The sequence below is a fragment of the Pseudomonas sp. BN505 genome (genome assembly GCF_029873175.1).
GTDB classification, from domain to species: Bacteria; Pseudomonadota; Gammaproteobacteria; order Pseudomonadales; family Pseudomonadaceae; genus Aquipseudomonas; species Aquipseudomonas putida.
In genome coordinates this window covers 35,885-53,244 of the sequence record NZ_SSOI01000013.1, presented here as the reverse complement: position 1 = coordinate 53,244, position 17,360 = coordinate 35,885, and the positions used below count along the sequence as shown (strand labels likewise).

Here is a 17,360-nt window from a genome sequence, read left to right as displayed (position 1 = left end):
TCACACGAGAAACGCAGAAGATGTTGCCCGAAATCACCCAGTTCGAAGAAACGGTCACGCTGGTCAGCGATACCGGAATTCAATTCATGGATTTCGCCCTGCGTCTCGGCCCGGATGGCGAGCAGACCGGCAAATTCGTCCAGCTCAACAACGGCATGGTGCCGACACGCCTGCTGTGGTCCAAGGAGTACAAGGACTTCTACGAGCCCGAGCCAGACAAAGTGGTGCAGGTAGAGTTCGACACCAGCGAAGAGAGCCACTTCCGCCTGCCCATGGAAGACAGCCTGAAGCTGCTGGACGGGGTCTGGTTGCCGATCCCGGTCCTGCGTTTCACGCCGCCTTATCGCTTTGACGAAGGCCCGAACAACTGGGCGCGCATGCGCCTGGTCAAGCTCGCGGAGCCCGATGTCGACGGCAACACCCACCGCCTCACCCTCGGCTTCGACAGCCGCACCATGCCAGTGGTTACCGGCGCACCGTACCTGGCGCCCAACGAAGACGACGTACGCTCCGGCGTGGCGTTCAAGCTGGCGTGCAGTGCCCGCGAATATGGCTGGTTCCTGACGCACACATGGATCCGCGACTGGCTGGTGGAGGTGTACACCGAGGCGCGTGCCGAGTGGACGCGCGAACGCCTGGATCGTGACCTGCAGGGCAACCGCCACCTTGGCCACTATCTGAACCTGCTGAGCCTGTTGCGCCGCCCGGTCCCGGCCGAACAGAGCAACGAAAAGCCAAAGGTCGAGATCCCGGAAATCAAGGTGATCGCCAACGAGGCCAATGGCATCGTCAAGCCGATCCCGGTGGACCTGGTGCTGGACGTCGGCAACTCGCGCACCTGCGGCATCCTCATCGAGGACCATGGCCAGGCGGGTTCGGGCATGCGCCACAACTACGTACTGGCACTGCGCGACCTGAGCGAGCCGGAAAAAGTCTACAACCAGGCTTTCGAGAGCCGGGTCGAGTTCACCCACGCCGCCTTCGGCAAAGACCACCTGTCGATCAAGAGCGGCCGCCACAATGCCTTCCAGTGGCCGACCATCGCCCGTGTCGGCGGTGAAGCCAGCCGCCTGGCCAGCCGCAACCGCGGCACCGAAGGCTCGACCGGCCTCTCCAGCCCCAAACGCTACCTGTGGGATGAAAAGGCCTACGGCCATGGCTGGCGCTTCAACACCGCCTACGTCAAGACCGACAAGGAGCCAATGGCCGTCGCCGCGCCGTTCGCCAACCTGATCAACGACCGTGGCCAGCCGCTGTACCTCAAGCCCTTCGACATGCCGGTCTTCAACCCGCGCTATTCGCGCAGCAACCTGATGACCTTCATGCTGGCCGAAGTGGTGACCCAGGCGCTGACCCAGATCAACAGCCCGGCCCAGCGCTCGCGCCAGGGCCACGCGCGGGTGCCGCGCCTGCTCAACAGCATTACCCTGACCGTTCCACCAGGCATGCCCCAGGCCGAGCGCAGCCTGCTCAGCAACCGCCTGTACGAGGCGATTGGCCTGGTCTGGAAGAGCCTGGGCTGGCACCAGGACGAGAGCAACCCGTTCAAAGGCAAGGACGTCGCGACCCGCACCCCGTTCCCCAGCGTGCGTGTGGAGTGGGACGAAGCCAGCTGCGGCCAGCTGGTCTACCTGTACAACGAGGTCAACGAGAACTTTGCCGGTCACCCGGAGGAGTTCTTTGCCACGCTGGCCCGCCCGGACAAGCTAGAGCATGAACAGATCACCCTGGCGACCATCGACATCGGCGGCGGCACCACGGACCTGGTGATTACCGATTACCGCCTGGATCGGGGCACCGGCGGTGGCGCCGGCGCCAACGCGCACATCGTGCCGAACCAGCGCTTCCGTGACGGCTTCAAGATTGCGGGCGATGACATCCTGCTGGATGTGATCCAGGAGTTCATCCTGCCCTCCTTCGCCAGCGCGCTGCGCAATGCCGGCGTGCCGGCACCGGATGCGCTGATGTCGAGCCTGTGCGGGAACGGCGGAGCCACCGTCCAGGAACGCCTGCTGCGCCAGCAGTTGAACCTGCAAGTGTTCGTGCCGCTGGGCCTCGCACTGCTGAAGGCCTACGAGCAGTTCGACCCGGCCCTGCCACCCGCCGCGGTCGAGCAAACCTGGCAGCAGGCGCTGGGTGAAGCCGTTGTCAGCGACAAGGTGCTGGCGTACGTCAACGCCGCCGTGCGCCGCGAAGTGGGCCGCGATGGCACGCTTGACCTGCTGCAGACGCCGATCACCTTCGACCTCGAACAGGTGCACGCCGCGTTCATCGGCGGCCAGATCAACGTCACCAGAGCACTTGCCGAACTGTGCGAAGTGGTCGCCAAGTACCCTTGCGACATGCTGCTGCTGACGGGGCGGCCATCGCGCCTGCCAGGCATTCAGGCGTTCATCCGCCAGCGCCTGCCGCTGCCGCCCGGGCGCATTCTGCCGATGCAGAACTACCGCACCGGCGGCTGGTACCCGTTCCATCGCAACGGCCTGATCGACGACCCGAAGAGCACCGCATCGGTGGGCGCGATGATCTGCCTGCTGTGCTCCAACCACAGTGTGCCGAACTTCTATTTCCGCACCGCCGCGCTGAAGCCTTACTCGATCATCAAACACTTTGGCCAGATCGACGCTGCCGGCACCATCAAGTATCACGACGTGCTCTACCACGACCTGAAGTCTGATAAAGGCCTGATCGAACTGCCCATCGTCGGCGAAGGCGATGAGCGTGGTACGCCTTGGCTGGAGATGCGCGGCGACCTGCACCTGGGTTACCGCCAACTGGCCACCGAGCGCTGGTCGGCCTCACCGCTTTACACCCTGCGTTTCACCCCCTCGGGCAAGGCAGCGTTCTCCAGGGCGATTGGCAAGAATGGCGAAGCGCCGGTATTGCGCATACGCCTTGAAGTCGAGCAGTTCGAACAGGAAGAACGCGACCAGGGACTGATCAGCGACAAGCTGGTCATCCAGAAGCTGGAATCGAACATCCAGGATGCCGACTTCGACTTCGACCGGGATCTTGAACTCTCACTCAACACCATGCCAACCATGAGCTTGAGTGACAGCGACTATTGGCTCGACAGCGGGAACGTCAAAGGAAAATGAGCGACCTTACGCCAAAGCAACAGCAGTTGATGGGTGCCTGGGGCGCCATTCACAAAGGCGCCGGCGAGGCGCTGGAATGGATCGAGCAGGTGCGTGGCAATGCCGCCAGTGTAGAGGCCGAGGCCGATGGGCTTGGCCTGCGCCTGAGGCGCGCACGCAACCGGGCGAAAAACCTCCAGCGCAGTGCCGCCAGCCCGATGGCCGTAGGGTTTTTCGGCCTCTCGCAAGCGGGCAAGTCGTACCTGATTTCCGCGCTGGCATCGGATGGCAATGGCAAGCTGGAAAGTAACTTTGGTGGCCAGGTTCTGGACTTCATCCAGCACGTGAACCCGCCAGGCGGTGGCGGCGAGGCCACCGGCCTGGTCACGCGCTTCAGCCACACATCCAGGCCGTGCCAGAACGCCAGCTATCCCGTCGAGCTGAAGCTGTTCAGCGAAATCGAAATCGCCAAGATCCTCTGCAATACGTGGTTCGATGACTTCGACCACGAGCGCATGGACTACAGTTTTACCGAGCAACGTATCCGGGCCGCGCTCAGTGACTTCGAAGGCCAGGAAACAGGCCAGGTGCAAGCCGGGGTAAGCAGCGATGACGTGGTCGCGCTGTGGGACTACCTGAAGAGCAACTACGAGAAGTCCACCCGCCTTCTAGACGAGCACTACTGGCCACGCGCAGTAAAACTGGCGCCACGCCTTACCCCCCGCGAGCGGGCAAAACTGTTCTCTGTGCTGTGGGGTGGGCAGTCGCCCATCACCGACTTGTACAACATGTTGGCGGGTGTGCTGCAGCGGTTGGGCCATGCCGAAACGGTTTATGCACCGGTAAGCGTGTTCAAACAGGAAACCGACGGCGTCACTGCAGCGCCCTACAACATCATGAGTGTCGACGTGCTCAGCCGTCTGGACACTCGCCGCGATCAGCAACTCCAGGTACTGCCCTGTACGGATGGCAAGCTACAGGCCAGTGTCGGGGTCACCATCGCGCAGCTGGCCACGCTGGCCGTCGAGGTGAACTTCAGCCTGTTGAAAAGGCCGACGGCTTCGGTCGCGCAGGACGTCGAGATCCTCGACTTCCCTGGCTACCGCACCCGTAACAAATACCTGTCGATTGACGAAGCGGCATTGAAGGACTCTGCTGATGAGGTTTATCCGTACTGGAACCTGATCTTGCGCGGCAAGGTTGCCTATCTCTTCGAGCGCTACAGCGAAGCACAAGAGATGAATGCCTTGGTGGTGTGCACGAGCACCATGAAGCAGAGCGACGTCATCAGCGTTGCCCCGGTATTGACCCGCTGGATCCACAATACCCAGGGCGCCACGCCGAAAGAGCGGGGCCAACGCGCGCCAGGCCTGATCTGGGCCCTGACCATGTGCGATGGGTGGATCAACGGCACCCTCGGCAAGGAAGACACGCACCTGATCCAGGCTGCCGAGCGGCTGATGAAAATCACCATCATCGAGCGTTTTGGCAGCCAGGAGTGGATGAAGGAGTGGTCGGTCGGCAAGCCGTTCGACAATACCTACATGGTCCGTAAGCCACGCCTGAAAGAAACCGCGTTCATCGAGCGTGACGAGCAGGGCCAGGAACACCGGTTGATCGAGAGCTACGTCAGCGATATTCAGCGACTCAGGCAGTACGTTGTTGACTTCCCTGCCGCCAATCGCCATGTGGCGGATACCGGTGCAGCCTTTGACGCCATGATTACGCTGAACGATGGCGGTATCAGCCGTTTCAGCACCAGCTTCTCGTCGATCAATGACCTGGACTTCAAGCTGGCGCGTATCGAAGAGCAGCTGGAACAGTGCCGCACCGACCTGCTGGACCACGGCCTGAACACCTGGCGCGAGGAAGACTTCGAGCAACTGCTGAACAAGAAGCGTGAAAAAACCCAGTACCTGCTCGACAACCTGGGCGCCGACCCGGACGCGATCAGCGAACTGATCCATGCCTTGCAGGTGCCAGTCGAACAGCTGCGTGAACTGTACCTGGGCGGTGTGTACGACATCGACGGCATTGACGGCGAGGCCGGCGAAGAGCCGGAACCCGCGGTCAGGGCCCCGGCCAACAAGGCCCCGGCACTCAACTTCGGCAACGTGTTCGGCAACACTGCCTCGGCAACGCCAGCAGTTGCCCCCAAGCCTGTGGCCAAGCGCCTCAACTCCGAGCAACGCTTTGTACGCGCGGCGCTGAAGGCGTGGATCAAGCATATGCGCGAGCTGGGTACGCAACCGCTGCGCCTGAGCAGCCTGCGCATGAGCCGCGAAGTGGTCGAGGCCTTGGTCGAGGAACTGGTCAGTGCAGTGCGCCGACCGGCCTTCATCGAACAACTGGATGCCGCCGTCATGCGCCGGATTTTCAACGGCGTGCGCCGTGACCAGATAGTCCAGCGCCAGGTCCTGACCGTGCAACTGGCCATGCGGGACTTCCTGTCCTGGTTCGACCTGCTGGGCAAACCTGTCAGCGAGCGCCCGACCGCCCTGCTGGGTGAGAGCCAACCCGTATTCGGCGCCTACCAGACCTTTGCCCAGGGCGAATTGCCAGTGCTCCCGAAAGAGCCGTCCAACCAGGAGCAGAGCTTCCAGATCGACTGGCTGTCGAGCCTGGCCTGGCTGACCCAGGAAAACGCCAAAAGTGGCGCGGACCCGGAAATCACCACCGAGCAGCGACGCCAGTTGGCGGTGCTGCTGAACACCTTTCAAGCGAGTTGATTGCAATGGGTATCAGAGTTGATGTGCTGCCACTGGACGTGAACACACCAGGCCAAGGCCTGTTGCGGATCACCGGCTGGGAAGGCACCAGCGAAGGGCTGCAATGCTCTCTGCAAAGTAGCCAGTCCCACGAGTTTCTTCATGATGGCGGGCACTGGGCCAAAGTGGCTCACTGGTTCCGCCTGGATGGCATGAATGCTGTCGCAGGCGCCCCGGCCATCGAAACGCGGATCGGCCCCAACCTGATCAACCCATTGCTGCAAGCCAGCGGTACCGCCACCTTCCGCATCGAGGTCAGCAACCCGCAGACCGGGCGCAGCGACCTTGGCATGGTGCGTATCAACAGCGCCATCATCGCGTCTGTCGAGTCTGGGCCAGCGCTGGAGAAATCGCCGCCCCCGGCACCCTTGCCCAGCGCGACGGTGATTGTCGAGCCACCTGCGGTGCCCACCCCTGAGCCTGTTCCGGTAGTGACGGCAGAACCCGTGCCCGAGGCCGCGCCAGCCCCCCAGCCAGCACCTGTGGCACCGCCGCCGAAGGCGCCTGCCAAGCAAGGCCGGAAGTGGCTGCTACCCCTGTTGGCCCTGATCCTGCTGGCGCTTGCCGCCGGGGGCGGTTGGTGGTGGTTCAACCGCAGCGCAGGCGAAGCAACTGCAGCCGTGCCGCCTGAAGACAAGCCCGTCGCACAGGCCGACGCGGCCAAACCTTGTTCGCTGGAAAGCATGCAAGGCCAGACGTCACTGGCGTTCCTGCAGTCGTGCATCCAGAGCAAACCGGACAGCGCCGCACTGCTTGAAGTGATCAGTTTGGCCAAGGCCAACGACCAGTGCGATGTGGCCCAGCGCCTGTATGCCAACCGCGCCAATGCCGGTGACATCCAGATCGCCACGGCCTACGCTCACGAATACGACCCCAAGTACCACCAGCCAAGCAACTGCTTCAAGGCGCCGGAAGCCGCCACTGCAGCCTCCTGGTACGAGACCATCCTCAGCTTCGATGAAAACAACGCCGAAGCCAAGCAGCGCTACGAGGAGCTCAAGCCATGAAGATGCGTAGCATTGGCGCCGCGCTGCTGGCCTTGTCGCTCAGCCCTGCCCTGCAGGCAGCCGAAAAGCCCCTGCTGCAGGATGGCAAGAAAACCCTGTTCCAGCGCGTGTTGACCACGCCAGGCTGCAAGCTGAGCGATAACGCCGGGGCTGCCCCTGGCGCCGCACAACCCACCTTCAGCCGCTTCTACGTGTACGAACGCGCCCAGGCTGACGCCCGCGAGTGGCTGCGGGTCGGCCCTGACACCCAGGGCAAGAGCATCGGCTGGCTGCCTGCCGATTGCACCGTCGAATGGAAAATGCAGCTGACCCTGGCGTTTACCAACCCCGCCAACCGTGATCGGCTGATGTTCTTCAAGGAACGCAACCAGCTCGAAGGCATTCTCAACGCCCCCGACCCGGTCAGCCATGTGGCCCCGCTCCGCGCCAAGCTCAAGCACGGCACCGAGGCGCCCGGCGTGCTGGCCGAAGAGCCCGAATACTTCGTCGACCTGCAGAAAAACTTCTACCTGCTGCCCGTGCTCAGCGGCGAAGAAGTGATGACCGAGGAAGGCTTCCGCACGCGCATCCTCAATGTGGCTTCGGTCAGCAAGGCCGACAGTGCCGCAGCCGCCACACCCGCTCCTGCCCAGGCCGCTGCCAACCAGCAGTTGAAGGCGTTCAGTGCGGCCGTGGTGTTCGTCATCGACTCGACCATTTCGATGGACCCGTACATCGATCGCACCCGCGAGGCGATCAAGCGCGTGTACGGGCAGATCGAGAAGGAAAACCTCGGCAAGCAGGTCAAGTTCGGCCTGGTCGCCTACCGCTCCAGCACCAAGGCCGTGCCGGGCCTGGAATACGTCAGCAAGATGTACGCCGACCCCAACACGGTGAAGGACGGTGCCGACTTCATGGCCAAGGTCGCGGACCTGAAGCAAGCCAAGGTGTCGAGCAGCGAGTTCAACGAAGACGCCTACGCCGGTGTCATGTCTGCCGTCGACCAGATCGACTGGAGCCAGTTTGGCGCACGCTATGTGGTGCTGATCACCGATGCCGGCGCCATTGACGGGGGTGACAAGCTGTCGAGCACCGGCCTTGGCGCCGAACAGGTCAAGATCGAAGCCAGCAACCCTGGCGTGGCCCTGTACACCCTGCACCTGAAAACCCCCAGTGGCGCCAAGAACCACAGCTCCGCCGAAGCGCAGTACCGCACCCTGTCGAACTACCCGGGCACCAACACCTCGCTGTACTACCCGGTCAATGCCGGCGATGTGGAGGCCTTTGGCCGCAAGGTCGACGGCCTGGCTGCCGCCATCACCCAGCAAGTGCGGGCGGCCTACATGGGCGAGGCGGCCATCGGCAGCGCAAACAATGCCAAGGCCGACCCTGCCGAGAAGAAAATGCTCGAGGATGCCGCACTGATCGGCCACGCCATGCAGCTGGCCTACCTGGGCAAGGCCAACGGTACCCAGGCGCCGCCGGTGTTCCAGGCCTGGATCAGCGACCGCGACCTGATCAAACAGAACGTGCCGACCACCGATGTGCGCGTCCTGCTGACCAAGGCCCAACTCAGCGACCTGAGCGATGTACTCAAGCAGATCCTGGATGCCGCCAACGAAGGCATGATTTCGCCAGACGAAATGTTCACCCGCCTGCGCTCGGTTGCCGCGACCATGGGTGCCGACCCGAACCAGCTGAAGCAAGGCTCGACCACTCGCGTGGCAGACCTGGGCGTGCTTGGCGAGTACCTGCAAGACCTGCCCTACCAGAGCGAAGTGCTGAACCTGGACGAAGAAACCTGGAAGGGCTGGGATGGCCTGGCCCAGGAGAAATTCATCCGCAGCCTGAGCACCAAGCTGCGCCATTACCAACGCTACAACGCCGATGTCGACCGCTGGGTTGCCCTGGCGCCGGGCAGTGACAGCCGCGACAACGTCTACCCGGTACCGCTGGAAATGATGCCCTGACCCCATATGCTCGATATCAAGGGACTACTAGTCGTTCGAGGCGAAGGATCGCAGGCTCACCGGGTACGGCTGGACGCCTTGTGCCTGCAACCCGGCGAAGTGCGTGCCATCACGGGCGAGAGCGGCTGCGGCAAGAGCACACTGCTGGAAGCCATTGGCCTGCTGCTCAAGCCTGAGCAACTGACGCACTACAGGCTTGGCCCGCAACGCCAGGACGTGGCCAGCCTGCTGGCCAGCGACCAGCAGCCAGCGTTGGCGGCATTGCGTTCGCGCGAGCTTGGCTTTGTGCTGCAGAACGGCGGGCTACTGCCTTTTCTCAGTGTGCGCGACAACATCCTGCTACCACGCCGCCTGCTCGGCCTGCCACCTGCCAGCACGGCGGTGGACAAGGCTGTCGAGGCTTTGCGCCTGGCACCGCTGCTGGGCAAACTGCCCCAGGCGCTGTCCATCGGCGAGCGTCAGCGGGTGGCCTGCGTGCGTGCCATCGCCCATGAACCCCGAGTGCTGTTGGCCGACGAGCCCACCGCCGCGCTCGACCCGCACAATGCAGAGCGGCTGTTCGAACTGCTGCTGCAGCTGGTGGCTGAGCTAGGGCTGAGCGCCTTGATCGTGTCCCACGACTGGGCTCTGGTCGAACGCTTCGGCCTGCCGCGCCTGGGTGCCATCAACGGTCAAGGGGAAACACGCTTTGAACCCATGGCATAAGCGCCTGCTGCTGCTGGCCCGGTTATCCCTGGCCGATCTCTGGCACGACCGTAACGTTTCCTTGTGCATGGCGGCCTCGCTGGTCGCTGTCATTGCCCCGCTGTTGTTGCTGTTCGGCCTCAAGCACGGGGTGGTCAGCCAACTGCAACAGGAACTGCTCAGCGACCCCCGAAACCTTGAGGTCAAGATGCTCAGCAGCGGCCATTTCGACCAAGCCTGGCTGCAACGGTTGCAGGCACGCCCGGAGGTGGGCTTCGCCATCGGCCAGACCCGCTCGCTGAACACCCAGGCCGACCTGCTGGGTGCACACGGCCGCTTCGCCGACAACGTCGAGGTCATCCCTACCCGGGCCGGCGATCCCTTATTGGCAACAGACCTGAGTGAGCTGGCGCCCGACCAGGTGATTCTCAGCGAACGAGCCGCCGAACGGCTCGACGCCAAGGCCGGTGACACCCTGCGCTTGCGCGTTGCCCGGCGCCTGAACGAAGTCAACGAGCGTGGCGAGCGCACGTTGCAGGTGCGTGCCATCGTCAGCTCGGTGCGCTTCGCCCGCCCTGCAGCCTTCGTCAGCCCCGAGCTGCTGATGGAGCTGGAACACTATCGCGACGGTTATCTGGTCGCCAGCCTCGGGGCAAGCAGTGGCCAGGCCCTTGATGCCCTGAACGTCGGCTACGCCCGGGCCCGGGTCTATGCGCGGGACATCGACAGCGTGGCACCGCTGGAGCGCTGGCTTAACGAACAGCGCATCGAAACCGCCAGCCGCCTGGCAGAAATCAACAGCGTCAAGGCAATCAACCACGTGCTCGGGCTGATTTTCAGCGTTATTGCCGGGGCCGCCCTGATCGGCTGCATCGCCTCGCTGGTCGGCGCCTTCCTGGCCAACATCGATCGCAAGCGCCGCCACCTGGCCGTGCTGCGCCTGCTGGGCTTCAGCAGCCCCGCGGTATCGGCCTACGTGGTGCTTCAAGCACTCGTGCTGAGCCTGGGGGGCTACCTGGGCGGCCTTGGCAGCTACTACCTCGGCAGCCTGCTGTTCGACCGGTTGCTGGTCAGCAGCCAGGCAACCGGCGCCTTCATTTGTCACATCACCGTATGGCATGGCCTGGTCGCCCTGCTGCTGGCCTTCCTGGTCGCCGGCCTGGTCGCCCTGATCGGCGCCTTGCGTGCCATACGCATACAACCTGCGGAGAACCTGCGTGAACTCTAAAGCCTACAGCCGCCTGCTTCTGGCGCCACTTGCTCTCGGCTTTGCGCTGCAAGCCACAGCGGCGACCTGGGAAGAGAAATACTACAACCCCATGGCCGACGCCGATGACGTGGTGCTGCCCATGCCGTGTGACGGCGCCATGGTGTTTCGCAAGGTGATGATCCCGGTGGCTGGCCCGCTGGACGACTACCCCATCAACATCGGCCAGGACAGCGCCGAGTGGGGCTATGTCGAGCAGACCCGCCCGGCGTTCATTGCCGGCAGTTTCACCAGTGCCAAAGGTGAGAAGTCGCGCTACTACCTGCTGGCCAAATACGAGATGAGCCAGCTGCAGTACAAGGCGTTGATGGACGAAACCTGCCCGACCGCCTCCAACAAGCAGCGCCTGCCGATTGTATCGGTGTCGTGGCTGGACGCCCTGCAGGCTGCCGACAAGTACAACCGCTGGTTGCGTGCCAATGCACCCGACAAGCTGCCCCGCGAAGATGGCGCCCAAGGCTTCTTGCGCCTGCCAACCGAGGTGGAGTGGGAGTTCGCCGCGCGTGGCGGTTTGCAAGTCAGCACGGCCGAGTTCCGCGATGGCCGCTACCCCATGCCCGAAGGCCTGAATGCCTACGAGTGGTTCGCCGGCGCGCAGTCTGCCAACGGCCAGTTGCAGCTGAGCGGGCTGCTCAAGCCCAACCCGCTGGGCCTGCATGACATGCTCGGCAATGCCAGCGAGATGATGTTCGAGCCGTTCCGCCTGAACAAGCTCGACCGCCAGCACGGCCAGGCCGGTGGCTATGTGGTGCGCGGTGGCAACTACCTGACCAGCGAAGGCGACCTGCGCACCTCGCTGCGCCAGGAAGAGCCGTACTACAACGCCGAGGGTGCAGTGGCCAAGAAAACCAACGGCCTGCGCCTGACCATGGTTTCCCCGACCCTCACCTCGCGCGACCGGGTAAAAAACATCGAGAAGAGCTGGAGCAACCTGGGCAGCGATCAACCAGCTGCCGAAAGCAAGCAGAAAGGCACCGTCAAGGCGCTGGAAGAGCTTGCTTCCAACGTGGAAGACGAAGCCCTGAAGAACCAGCTCAAGACCGTCGAGAACCAACTGCGCGCCAGCAACCAGCAGCAGCAGGAAGCCCGAGACCAGGCGATTCGCGCCAGCCTCAACCTTGGCGCCTTCCTGTGCACCAAGATGCTCGACGACGGCCAGTACCTGGACTTTTTGCAGAAAAACTACGCCAGCAACTGCAAGGCCGGTGAAGAAGACCCGACCTGTGGCGTGCGCAAGGTCAAGCTCGAAGAGCAGCAGGAGCGCCTGCACAAGCTCAGCCGCTACTACGCCAGCTCCCTGGTGGAGTCGGGTTCGCTGTACGGCAAGGACCTGCTCGAAGCCCAGGTTCCAGTGCTGGACGGCTCGTTCAAAGCCAACAAGAACCTCAAGGACCTGTCGCCCTACCTGCGTACCCACTGGGCCAACCAGATGTCGTTCCTCAAGACACAGAAGATTGATGCCAACGCATGGCTGAACAGCTGCAAGACCGTCGCACACTGACCCAAGGACATCCAGGAGCCACCATGAACTTCCCTACATCCACCCGTATCAACCCTTGGTTGGGTCTGCTGATGGCTGCTTGCCTGGCCGTTACCGGTTGTGCCAATACCGGTAGCTCGATGACCGGTAGCCAGGGCACTGTCGATCCGCGCCTGACCAGCGGCAACGATGCCAAGTTCTTTACCACATCGGGCTTCCAGGCCTGTGCCATCGCGGCCAGCGCTGGCATTCTTGCCTGCATGCTGTCCAACTCCGGCAATAAGGCAGCCTGCTCGATCATCGCCGGTGTCGGCGCGTGCGGTGTGGCCATGGGCGCCAACTACTACCTTGATCAGCGCCGGGCGAAATATGCCGATACCACCGAGCGCCTGAACGCGATGACTACCGAAGTGCAGGGTGAAACCGCCAAGGTCGCACAGCGCAGCGATACGCTGCAACGCGTCATCAACGACGACAAGCAACAAATTGCCAGCATCCAGCAGAGCATGAAAGCCAAGACCCTGGACAAGGCCAAGGCCCAGCGGGATATCGCCAACATCGACCAGAACATCGGGTTGATGCGCAAAGACCTGACCAACATGAAAAAACGCGTTACCGAATACCAGCAGGTGGCCAAGCTTGAACGTGATGGCGGCGCCAGCCAGGCCGAAGTGCAAAAGGTCGAAGCCGAGATCACCAAGATGAACACCAAGGTCGCCTCGCTACAGCAGGAGGTCGATGGCCTCTACAGCCAGCGTTCGGCAATCACCCTGGGCTGAAGGAGTGCACGCCATGTTTCTACGTAACTGCCTGTGCCTGGCACTGCTGGCCAGCCTTGCCGGTTGTGCGACCACTGCCTCCCAGTGCAATGCCTCCGACAGCAGCGCCAGCCTGATCAGCAAGCTCAACTGCGATTACGGCGGAGGTTATGCCGAGGGTGTACGCAACAGCGAACAGGAGCTGCTCAGCGCCAAGGAGCAGAACCGCCAGTTCAACGAAGTGTACGCACAACTGAGTGCACTGCAGGCCTCGACCCGCCAAGACCTGCAAAGCCAGCAACGGCAGCAGGCCAGCCTGGAAAAATCGTTGAACGACCTGCTGGGCACGCTCAAGGCGCGCCATGGCAACAAGAGCGATGTGCAAAAGCAGATCGCCGGCCTGGAGCAGCAGCTCAAGGCTAACCAGGCCGCACCCTCGCAAAATGCCAGCAACGCCCAGATCGAAGCCCGCAAGCAGAAGCTCGCGGCCCTTCAACAACAGGTCAGCCGCCTTCAGCTGAGCCTGGGTTACGAGTAAAACCTCATCGGCAGCTTCGGCTGCCGAGTCTTTTCAGGATATCCACATGCAGCGGGTCACCCGCGACACCAGCCCCGCCAAGGACGACCTGCGGGTGCTCGAACAGGCCATGGCGATCATCGTCAGGCATTTTCCGCCGAGCATCGCTCATCTGTTTGCCACCCCACGCAACGGCAAGGATGGCCTGCGCGAATGGTGGTCGGAACTGCAAGGCCAACCGCACCGATACCATGACCTCGGCGCCGAGCAACAGGCCGCGTTGCTGCGCCTCTACGACGAGCGCCAGGAAGCCGTACACCAGCTGGTAAGCAAACTGGAGAGCCTGGGCCAGGCCAATGATGCCGCGCTGCTGCGCAAGCTCATCGGGCCTGCCGACCTGAACAACCTGTACAGCATCAACGGCCAACCGCTGGTCGTGCGCTGGGCCGAACCTGCCCCGGTCAAGCCGTCGCCCGCACCGCTGCCGCCACGACCCGCGCCCGTGGTACGTCGGCGCTGGGTATGGCTGCCATGGTTCTTGTTGCCACTGCTCGGCCTGCTGTTGCTGGCCCTGGCCTTGTGGTTCGGCTGGCCCTACCTGCAGCACTGGCTTGGCAACCGCCCCGCCACGCCCTTCGCCTGCGTGAAAGACACCCGCATACAGCCGCCCGAATTTTCCGTGGTGCTCGACACCTCGGGCTCGATGCTACTCAACGTCGCCACCACCCTTGAAGACGAACAATGGTTCTTCCAGCACATCAATGACGACCCGAACATCGATCAGCAGCGTGTCGCGCAACTTACCCGCGCCCCGGTGCGTATGGACGTGGCCAAGAGCAGCCTGACCCACCTGATCAACGACCTGCACCCGGCGGTGGATATGCGCGTGGTGACCTTCGATGGCTGCCGCGCGCCGCTGGACCACGGCGTGTTCACCCTGGCCCAGCGCCCGGCATTGATCAAAGGTATTCAGGCACTGGTACCCAATGATGGCACCGCCCTGGCGGCCAGCCTTGATGTGGCGGCCAAAACAATGAACGGTCGCGACCGCGATGGGGTGATCCTGATGTTCATCGACGGTGCCGACGGCTGTGAACAGGACGTGTGTGCAGTGGCGCAGCGGATTGCCCGCGAGCAGCCGAGGTTGCGCGTCAATCTGGTCGACATCAGCAACAGCAATTTGGCCAGCTGTGTGGCCGAGAGTACGGGTGGGAGCATCTATTCCGCCAGCGATGCCGGGCAGGTTGCCGCTGCCATCAAGCTTGCCAGCCAGGAAGTCTCCAGCACAGCCGATTGCGACTAGGACAAGACATGCAAAGGGTAAACCGCGACACCCACGCCAGCCAGGATGCTGCCAGCGCGCTCGAACTCAGGGTGGCGTTGATCCGTCAGCACTTTCCGCCGGGCATCGCTCACCTGTACGCAATACCCCGGCAGGGCCGCGACGGTGTGCTGGAATGGTGGTCTGAACTGGAGGGGCAACCGCATCTGTATGCCACCTTGGGCCGAGAGCAGCAGGCTGCCTTGCTCAAGCGCTATGAAGAGCGCCAGGCAGCCGTCAGCCAATTGGCCGATGAGCTGCAACGGCGCGGCCAGGCGCCCGCAGCCGAAGCGTTGCGCACACTGATCGGCCGACCCGACCTTGCCAACCTGTACAGCATCAACGACGAACCCCTGGTGATTCGCTGGGGGCAGCCGGCACCTGTCGCTGCGCCGCCCGTGGTGTCGCCACCTCCGGCACCGCGACAGCCAGCGCCGGCCAAGCCAAAACCCACACCAACCCCCAAGCCCACCCGGACACGAACCGTGGTGATGACCGAACGCCGCCTGCGCCTGTGGCCCTGGCTGCTGTTTGGCCTGTTACTGCTCCTGCTCTACTGGCTGTACAGCAGCTGGCCTGTGCTGTACCAGCGCTGGCAGGGCTATACGCAGACTGCAATCTGTACCCCGGGGGGCGCCTTCCAGGCATCGGAGTTTGCGGTGGTGCTGGACACCTCGGGCTCCATGGACCAGCGCATCAGGGTGAAAAAGGAAGATGACCCTTGGTACATCGGCCTGCTGGCCCGCATTCCTTACGTTGACGAACTGCTGGCCAACAACCAGCCGCAACGGCTCACCCGCATGGACGTGGCGAAAAGCTCGCTGACCGCAGTGATCGGCGACCTGGACAAGGCCGTGGACATGCGCCTGGTCACCTTCGACGGCTGCCGCAGCCCGGTGGACCACGGGGTCTTTGGCCCTGGCCAGCGCGAAGACCTGGTCAAGCGGGTGGCCGACCTGAACGCACGTGGCGGGACGGGGCTGGGTATCAGCCTGCAAGCAGCCGCCAGCAAGATGAACGGCCGAGACCGGGATGGCGTGATCGTGATGTTCGTGGATGGCCGGGACAGTTGCGGTACCAGTGTGTGCAGCGTGTCGGAACAGATCGCCAAGAACCAGCCGCGCCTGCGCATCAACGTGGTCAACATCAGCGCCAGCACCGGCTCCAACTGCGCAGCCAGCAACACCGGCGGGCGGGTGTATACCGCCAACGACGCCGCTGCTGTGGCCGCGGCACTCAAGGAAGCGAGCCAGGAGGTGGCCGCGACCGGTTGCCCGTAGGCGCAATGACGGCTGATGACGTTTTTCAATCGACTCCATGCCGTTTCCTGCATTGCCGTGCAGAGCGCCGTGCCGGATGCTTTAGTTACTCCGAGACAGCGCTTTTTTCACCCGCAGAGGCCCGTATGAAGACCGTCGAACAACTCCTCAAGACCAAGTCCCAGCACCAGACCGTTTACACCATCGGCCCGGATGACTCGGTGCTCGACGCCCTGAAAGTGCTGGCGGAGAAAAACGTCGGTGCGTTGCCCGTGGTCGAGGGCGACCAGGTGGTGGGTATCGTCAGTGAACGGGACTATGCGCGCAAACTGGTCCTCAAGGGCCGCTCTTCCGCCGCCACCCCGGTGCGCGAAATCATGAGCGCACCCGTGGTCACCGTGGAACCGAAGCGGACGCTCGATTTCTGCATGAACCTGATGACCGATCGTCACCTGCGTCACCTGCCGGTGGTCGACAACGGCAAGCTGCTCGGCCTGCTGTCGATCGGCGACCTGGTCAAGGAAACCATCACCGAACAGGCCAGCCTGATTCAGCAGCTGGAGCAGTACATCCGCGGCGAATGACGGCCCTCAATGGTAGGCGCGCTCCAGCTCGTCCAGTTGATGGTCGAAGCTGCGCAGGCGCGCCGACCAGGTGTACACCAGCACCTCCAGGTCACGGTTGAGCACGGCAGTATTGCCATTGCCACTGCAGGTGGGCTCGCCCAGGTCCAGCTGGTAGCGTTCACGGGCCATGGCCTGGGCCACGCTGGACAGGTCGCGGGCATTGGCCAGCCAATGGTGATGGTGGTCATGGATTTCACGGTCGAGTGCCCGGCACTGGCGCTTCAGCGCATCCAGGCTCTGCTCCAGCGGCGTGCCCTTGAGCTCGCCCATGACCTCTTCGAACGTGCGCCCCGAATGCCAGTAGCTGCCCCAGAAATAGCGGTCGAATACCGTCTCGACGCGGCGTAGCGCCACCTTGGTGTTCCAGATGGTGAGCAACGTTCGTCCCTGAATCACTTCGCGCTTGTTCAGGTGCAACTGTTGCCAGGCGATCCAGGTCAGCGCCACCAATACCACCGCCACCGTGACAGCGGCAGCCGCATACAGGAAGTGCACAGCCTGGTTCATCTGTTGCGTTTGCCTGATGCCATAGAAGTAACTGGCCGTCAGGGTGCCCAGGATCGTCACGGAGCACCAGAAACCTGGTGCATAGGGATCTTTCATCGCGCTATCCCCTTATTGTTTTCCTGAGCATAGCAACGGCCAAT

General features: G+C 63.0%; 13 protein-coding genes. 12 read left to right on the top strand and 1 reads right to left on the bottom strand.

Annotated elements, in window-relative coordinates; all coding sequences use genetic code 11:
• Positions 1-20 precede the first annotated feature (20 nt).
• The 12 genes from E8E78_RS01065 (at position 21) to E8E78_RS01010 (ending at position 16,671) form a co-directional block, all read left to right on the top strand.
• Positions 21-3,098: a virulence factor SrfB gene (locus tag E8E78_RS01065; RefSeq protein WP_016497508.1), complete on the top strand. Its 3,078-nt coding sequence runs from the start codon at positions 21-23 to the stop codon at positions 3,096-3,098.
• On the top strand, positions 3,095-5,806 hold the full coding sequence (locus tag E8E78_RS01060) for a virulence factor SrfC family protein (RefSeq protein ID WP_280312390.1): 2,712 nt from the start codon (positions 3,095-3,097) through the stop codon (positions 5,804-5,806). Before E8E78_RS01065 ends, E8E78_RS01060 begins: the two co-directional genes overlap by 4 nt.
• A gap of 5 nt (positions 5,807-5,811) precedes the next feature.
• Positions 5,812-6,852: a hypothetical protein gene (locus tag E8E78_RS01055; protein ID WP_059395016.1), complete on the top strand. Its 1,041-nt coding sequence runs from the start codon at positions 5,812-5,814 to the stop codon at positions 6,850-6,852.
• On the top strand, positions 6,849-8,801 hold the full coding sequence (locus E8E78_RS01050) for a vWA domain-containing protein (RefSeq protein WP_049274571.1): 1,953 nt from the start codon (positions 6,849-6,851) through the stop codon (positions 8,799-8,801). The genes E8E78_RS01055 and E8E78_RS01050 overlap by 4 nt, the downstream gene beginning before the upstream one ends.
• Positions 8,802-8,807: 6 nt before the next feature.
• Positions 8,808-9,506 carry an ABC transporter ATP-binding protein gene (locus E8E78_RS01045; RefSeq protein ID WP_016497504.1) on the top strand — a complete coding sequence of 233 codons (699 nt, stop codon included), beginning with the start codon at positions 8,808-8,810 and terminating at the stop codon, positions 9,504-9,506.
• Positions 9,490-10,713 carry an FtsX-like permease family protein gene (locus E8E78_RS01040; protein ID WP_280312386.1) on the top strand — a complete coding sequence of 408 codons (1,224 nt, stop codon included), beginning with the start codon at positions 9,490-9,492 and terminating at the stop codon, positions 10,711-10,713. Before E8E78_RS01045 ends, E8E78_RS01040 begins: the two co-directional genes overlap by 17 nt.
• Positions 10,703-12,253: an SUMF1/EgtB/PvdO family nonheme iron enzyme gene (locus tag E8E78_RS01035; protein ID WP_049274573.1), complete on the top strand. Its 1,551-nt coding sequence runs from the start codon at positions 10,703-10,705 to the stop codon at positions 12,251-12,253. Before E8E78_RS01040 ends, E8E78_RS01035 begins: the two co-directional genes overlap by 11 nt.
• Positions 12,254-12,276: 23 nt before the next feature.
• Positions 12,277-13,011 carry a hypothetical protein gene (locus E8E78_RS01030; protein ID WP_049274575.1) on the top strand — a complete coding sequence of 245 codons (735 nt, stop codon included), beginning with the start codon at positions 12,277-12,279 and terminating at the stop codon, positions 13,009-13,011.
• A 13-nt stretch (positions 13,012-13,024) separates the two neighbouring features.
• Entirely contained in the window at positions 13,025-13,528 is a 504-nt protein-coding gene (locus E8E78_RS01025) for a hypothetical protein (RefSeq protein WP_049274576.1), read from the top strand.
• Positions 13,529-13,574: 46 nt separating this feature from the next.
• Entirely contained in the window at positions 13,575-14,810 is a 1,236-nt protein-coding gene (locus E8E78_RS01020; RefSeq protein ID WP_049274577.1) for a VWA domain-containing protein, read from the top strand.
• 8 nt (positions 14,811-14,818) lie between these two features.
• A complete protein-coding gene (locus tag E8E78_RS01015) occupies positions 14,819-16,108 on the top strand; it encodes a VWA domain-containing protein (protein WP_049274578.1) in 1,290 nt (429 codons plus the stop codon).
• A 125-nt stretch (positions 16,109-16,233) separates the two neighbouring features.
• Positions 16,234-16,671: a CBS domain-containing protein gene (locus E8E78_RS01010; protein ID WP_049274579.1), complete on the top strand. Its 438-nt coding sequence runs from the start codon at positions 16,234-16,236 to the stop codon at positions 16,669-16,671.
• 6 nt (positions 16,672-16,677) lie between these two features.
• Here the strand turns inward: E8E78_RS01010 and E8E78_RS01005 are convergent, their stop codons facing one another.
• Positions 16,678-17,316, bottom strand: coding sequence for a hypothetical protein (locus tag E8E78_RS01005; protein WP_016497496.1), 639 nt, complete (start codon positions 17,314-17,316; stop codon positions 16,678-16,680).
• Positions 17,317-17,360 lie beyond the last annotated feature (44 nt).

Bases quoted from the DNA above. Each gene is read 5' to 3' on its own strand.
- E8E78_RS01065 (WP_016497508.1), top strand. From the start codon at position 21: ATGTTGCCCGAAATCACCCAGTTCGAAGAAACGGTCACGCTGGTCAGC.
- E8E78_RS01060 (WP_280312390.1), top strand. From the start codon at position 3,095: ATGAGCGACCTTACGCCAAAGCAACAGCAGTTGATGGGTGCCTGGGGC.
- E8E78_RS01055 (WP_059395016.1), top strand. From the start codon at position 5,812: ATGGGTATCAGAGTTGATGTGCTGCCACTGGACGTGAACACACCAGGC.
- E8E78_RS01050 (WP_049274571.1), top strand. From the start codon at position 6,849: ATGAAGATGCGTAGCATTGGCGCCGCGCTGCTGGCCTTGTCGCTCAGC.
- E8E78_RS01045 (WP_016497504.1), top strand. From the start codon at position 8,808: ATGCTCGATATCAAGGGACTACTAGTCGTTCGAGGCGAAGGATCGCAG.
- E8E78_RS01030 (WP_049274575.1), top strand. From the start codon at position 12,277: ATGAACTTCCCTACATCCACCCGTATCAACCCTTGGTTGGGTCTGCTG.
- E8E78_RS01025 (WP_049274576.1), top strand. From the start codon at position 13,025: ATGTTTCTACGTAACTGCCTGTGCCTGGCACTGCTGGCCAGCCTTGCC.
- E8E78_RS01020 (WP_049274577.1), top strand. From the start codon at position 13,575: ATGCAGCGGGTCACCCGCGACACCAGCCCCGCCAAGGACGACCTGCGG.
- E8E78_RS01015 (WP_049274578.1), top strand. From the start codon at position 14,819: ATGCAAAGGGTAAACCGCGACACCCACGCCAGCCAGGATGCTGCCAGC.
- E8E78_RS01010 (WP_049274579.1), top strand. From the start codon at position 16,234: ATGAAGACCGTCGAACAACTCCTCAAGACCAAGTCCCAGCACCAGACC.
- E8E78_RS01005 (WP_016497496.1), bottom strand. From the start codon at position 17,316: ATGAAAGATCCCTATGCACCAGGTTTCTGGTGCTCCGTGACGATCCTG.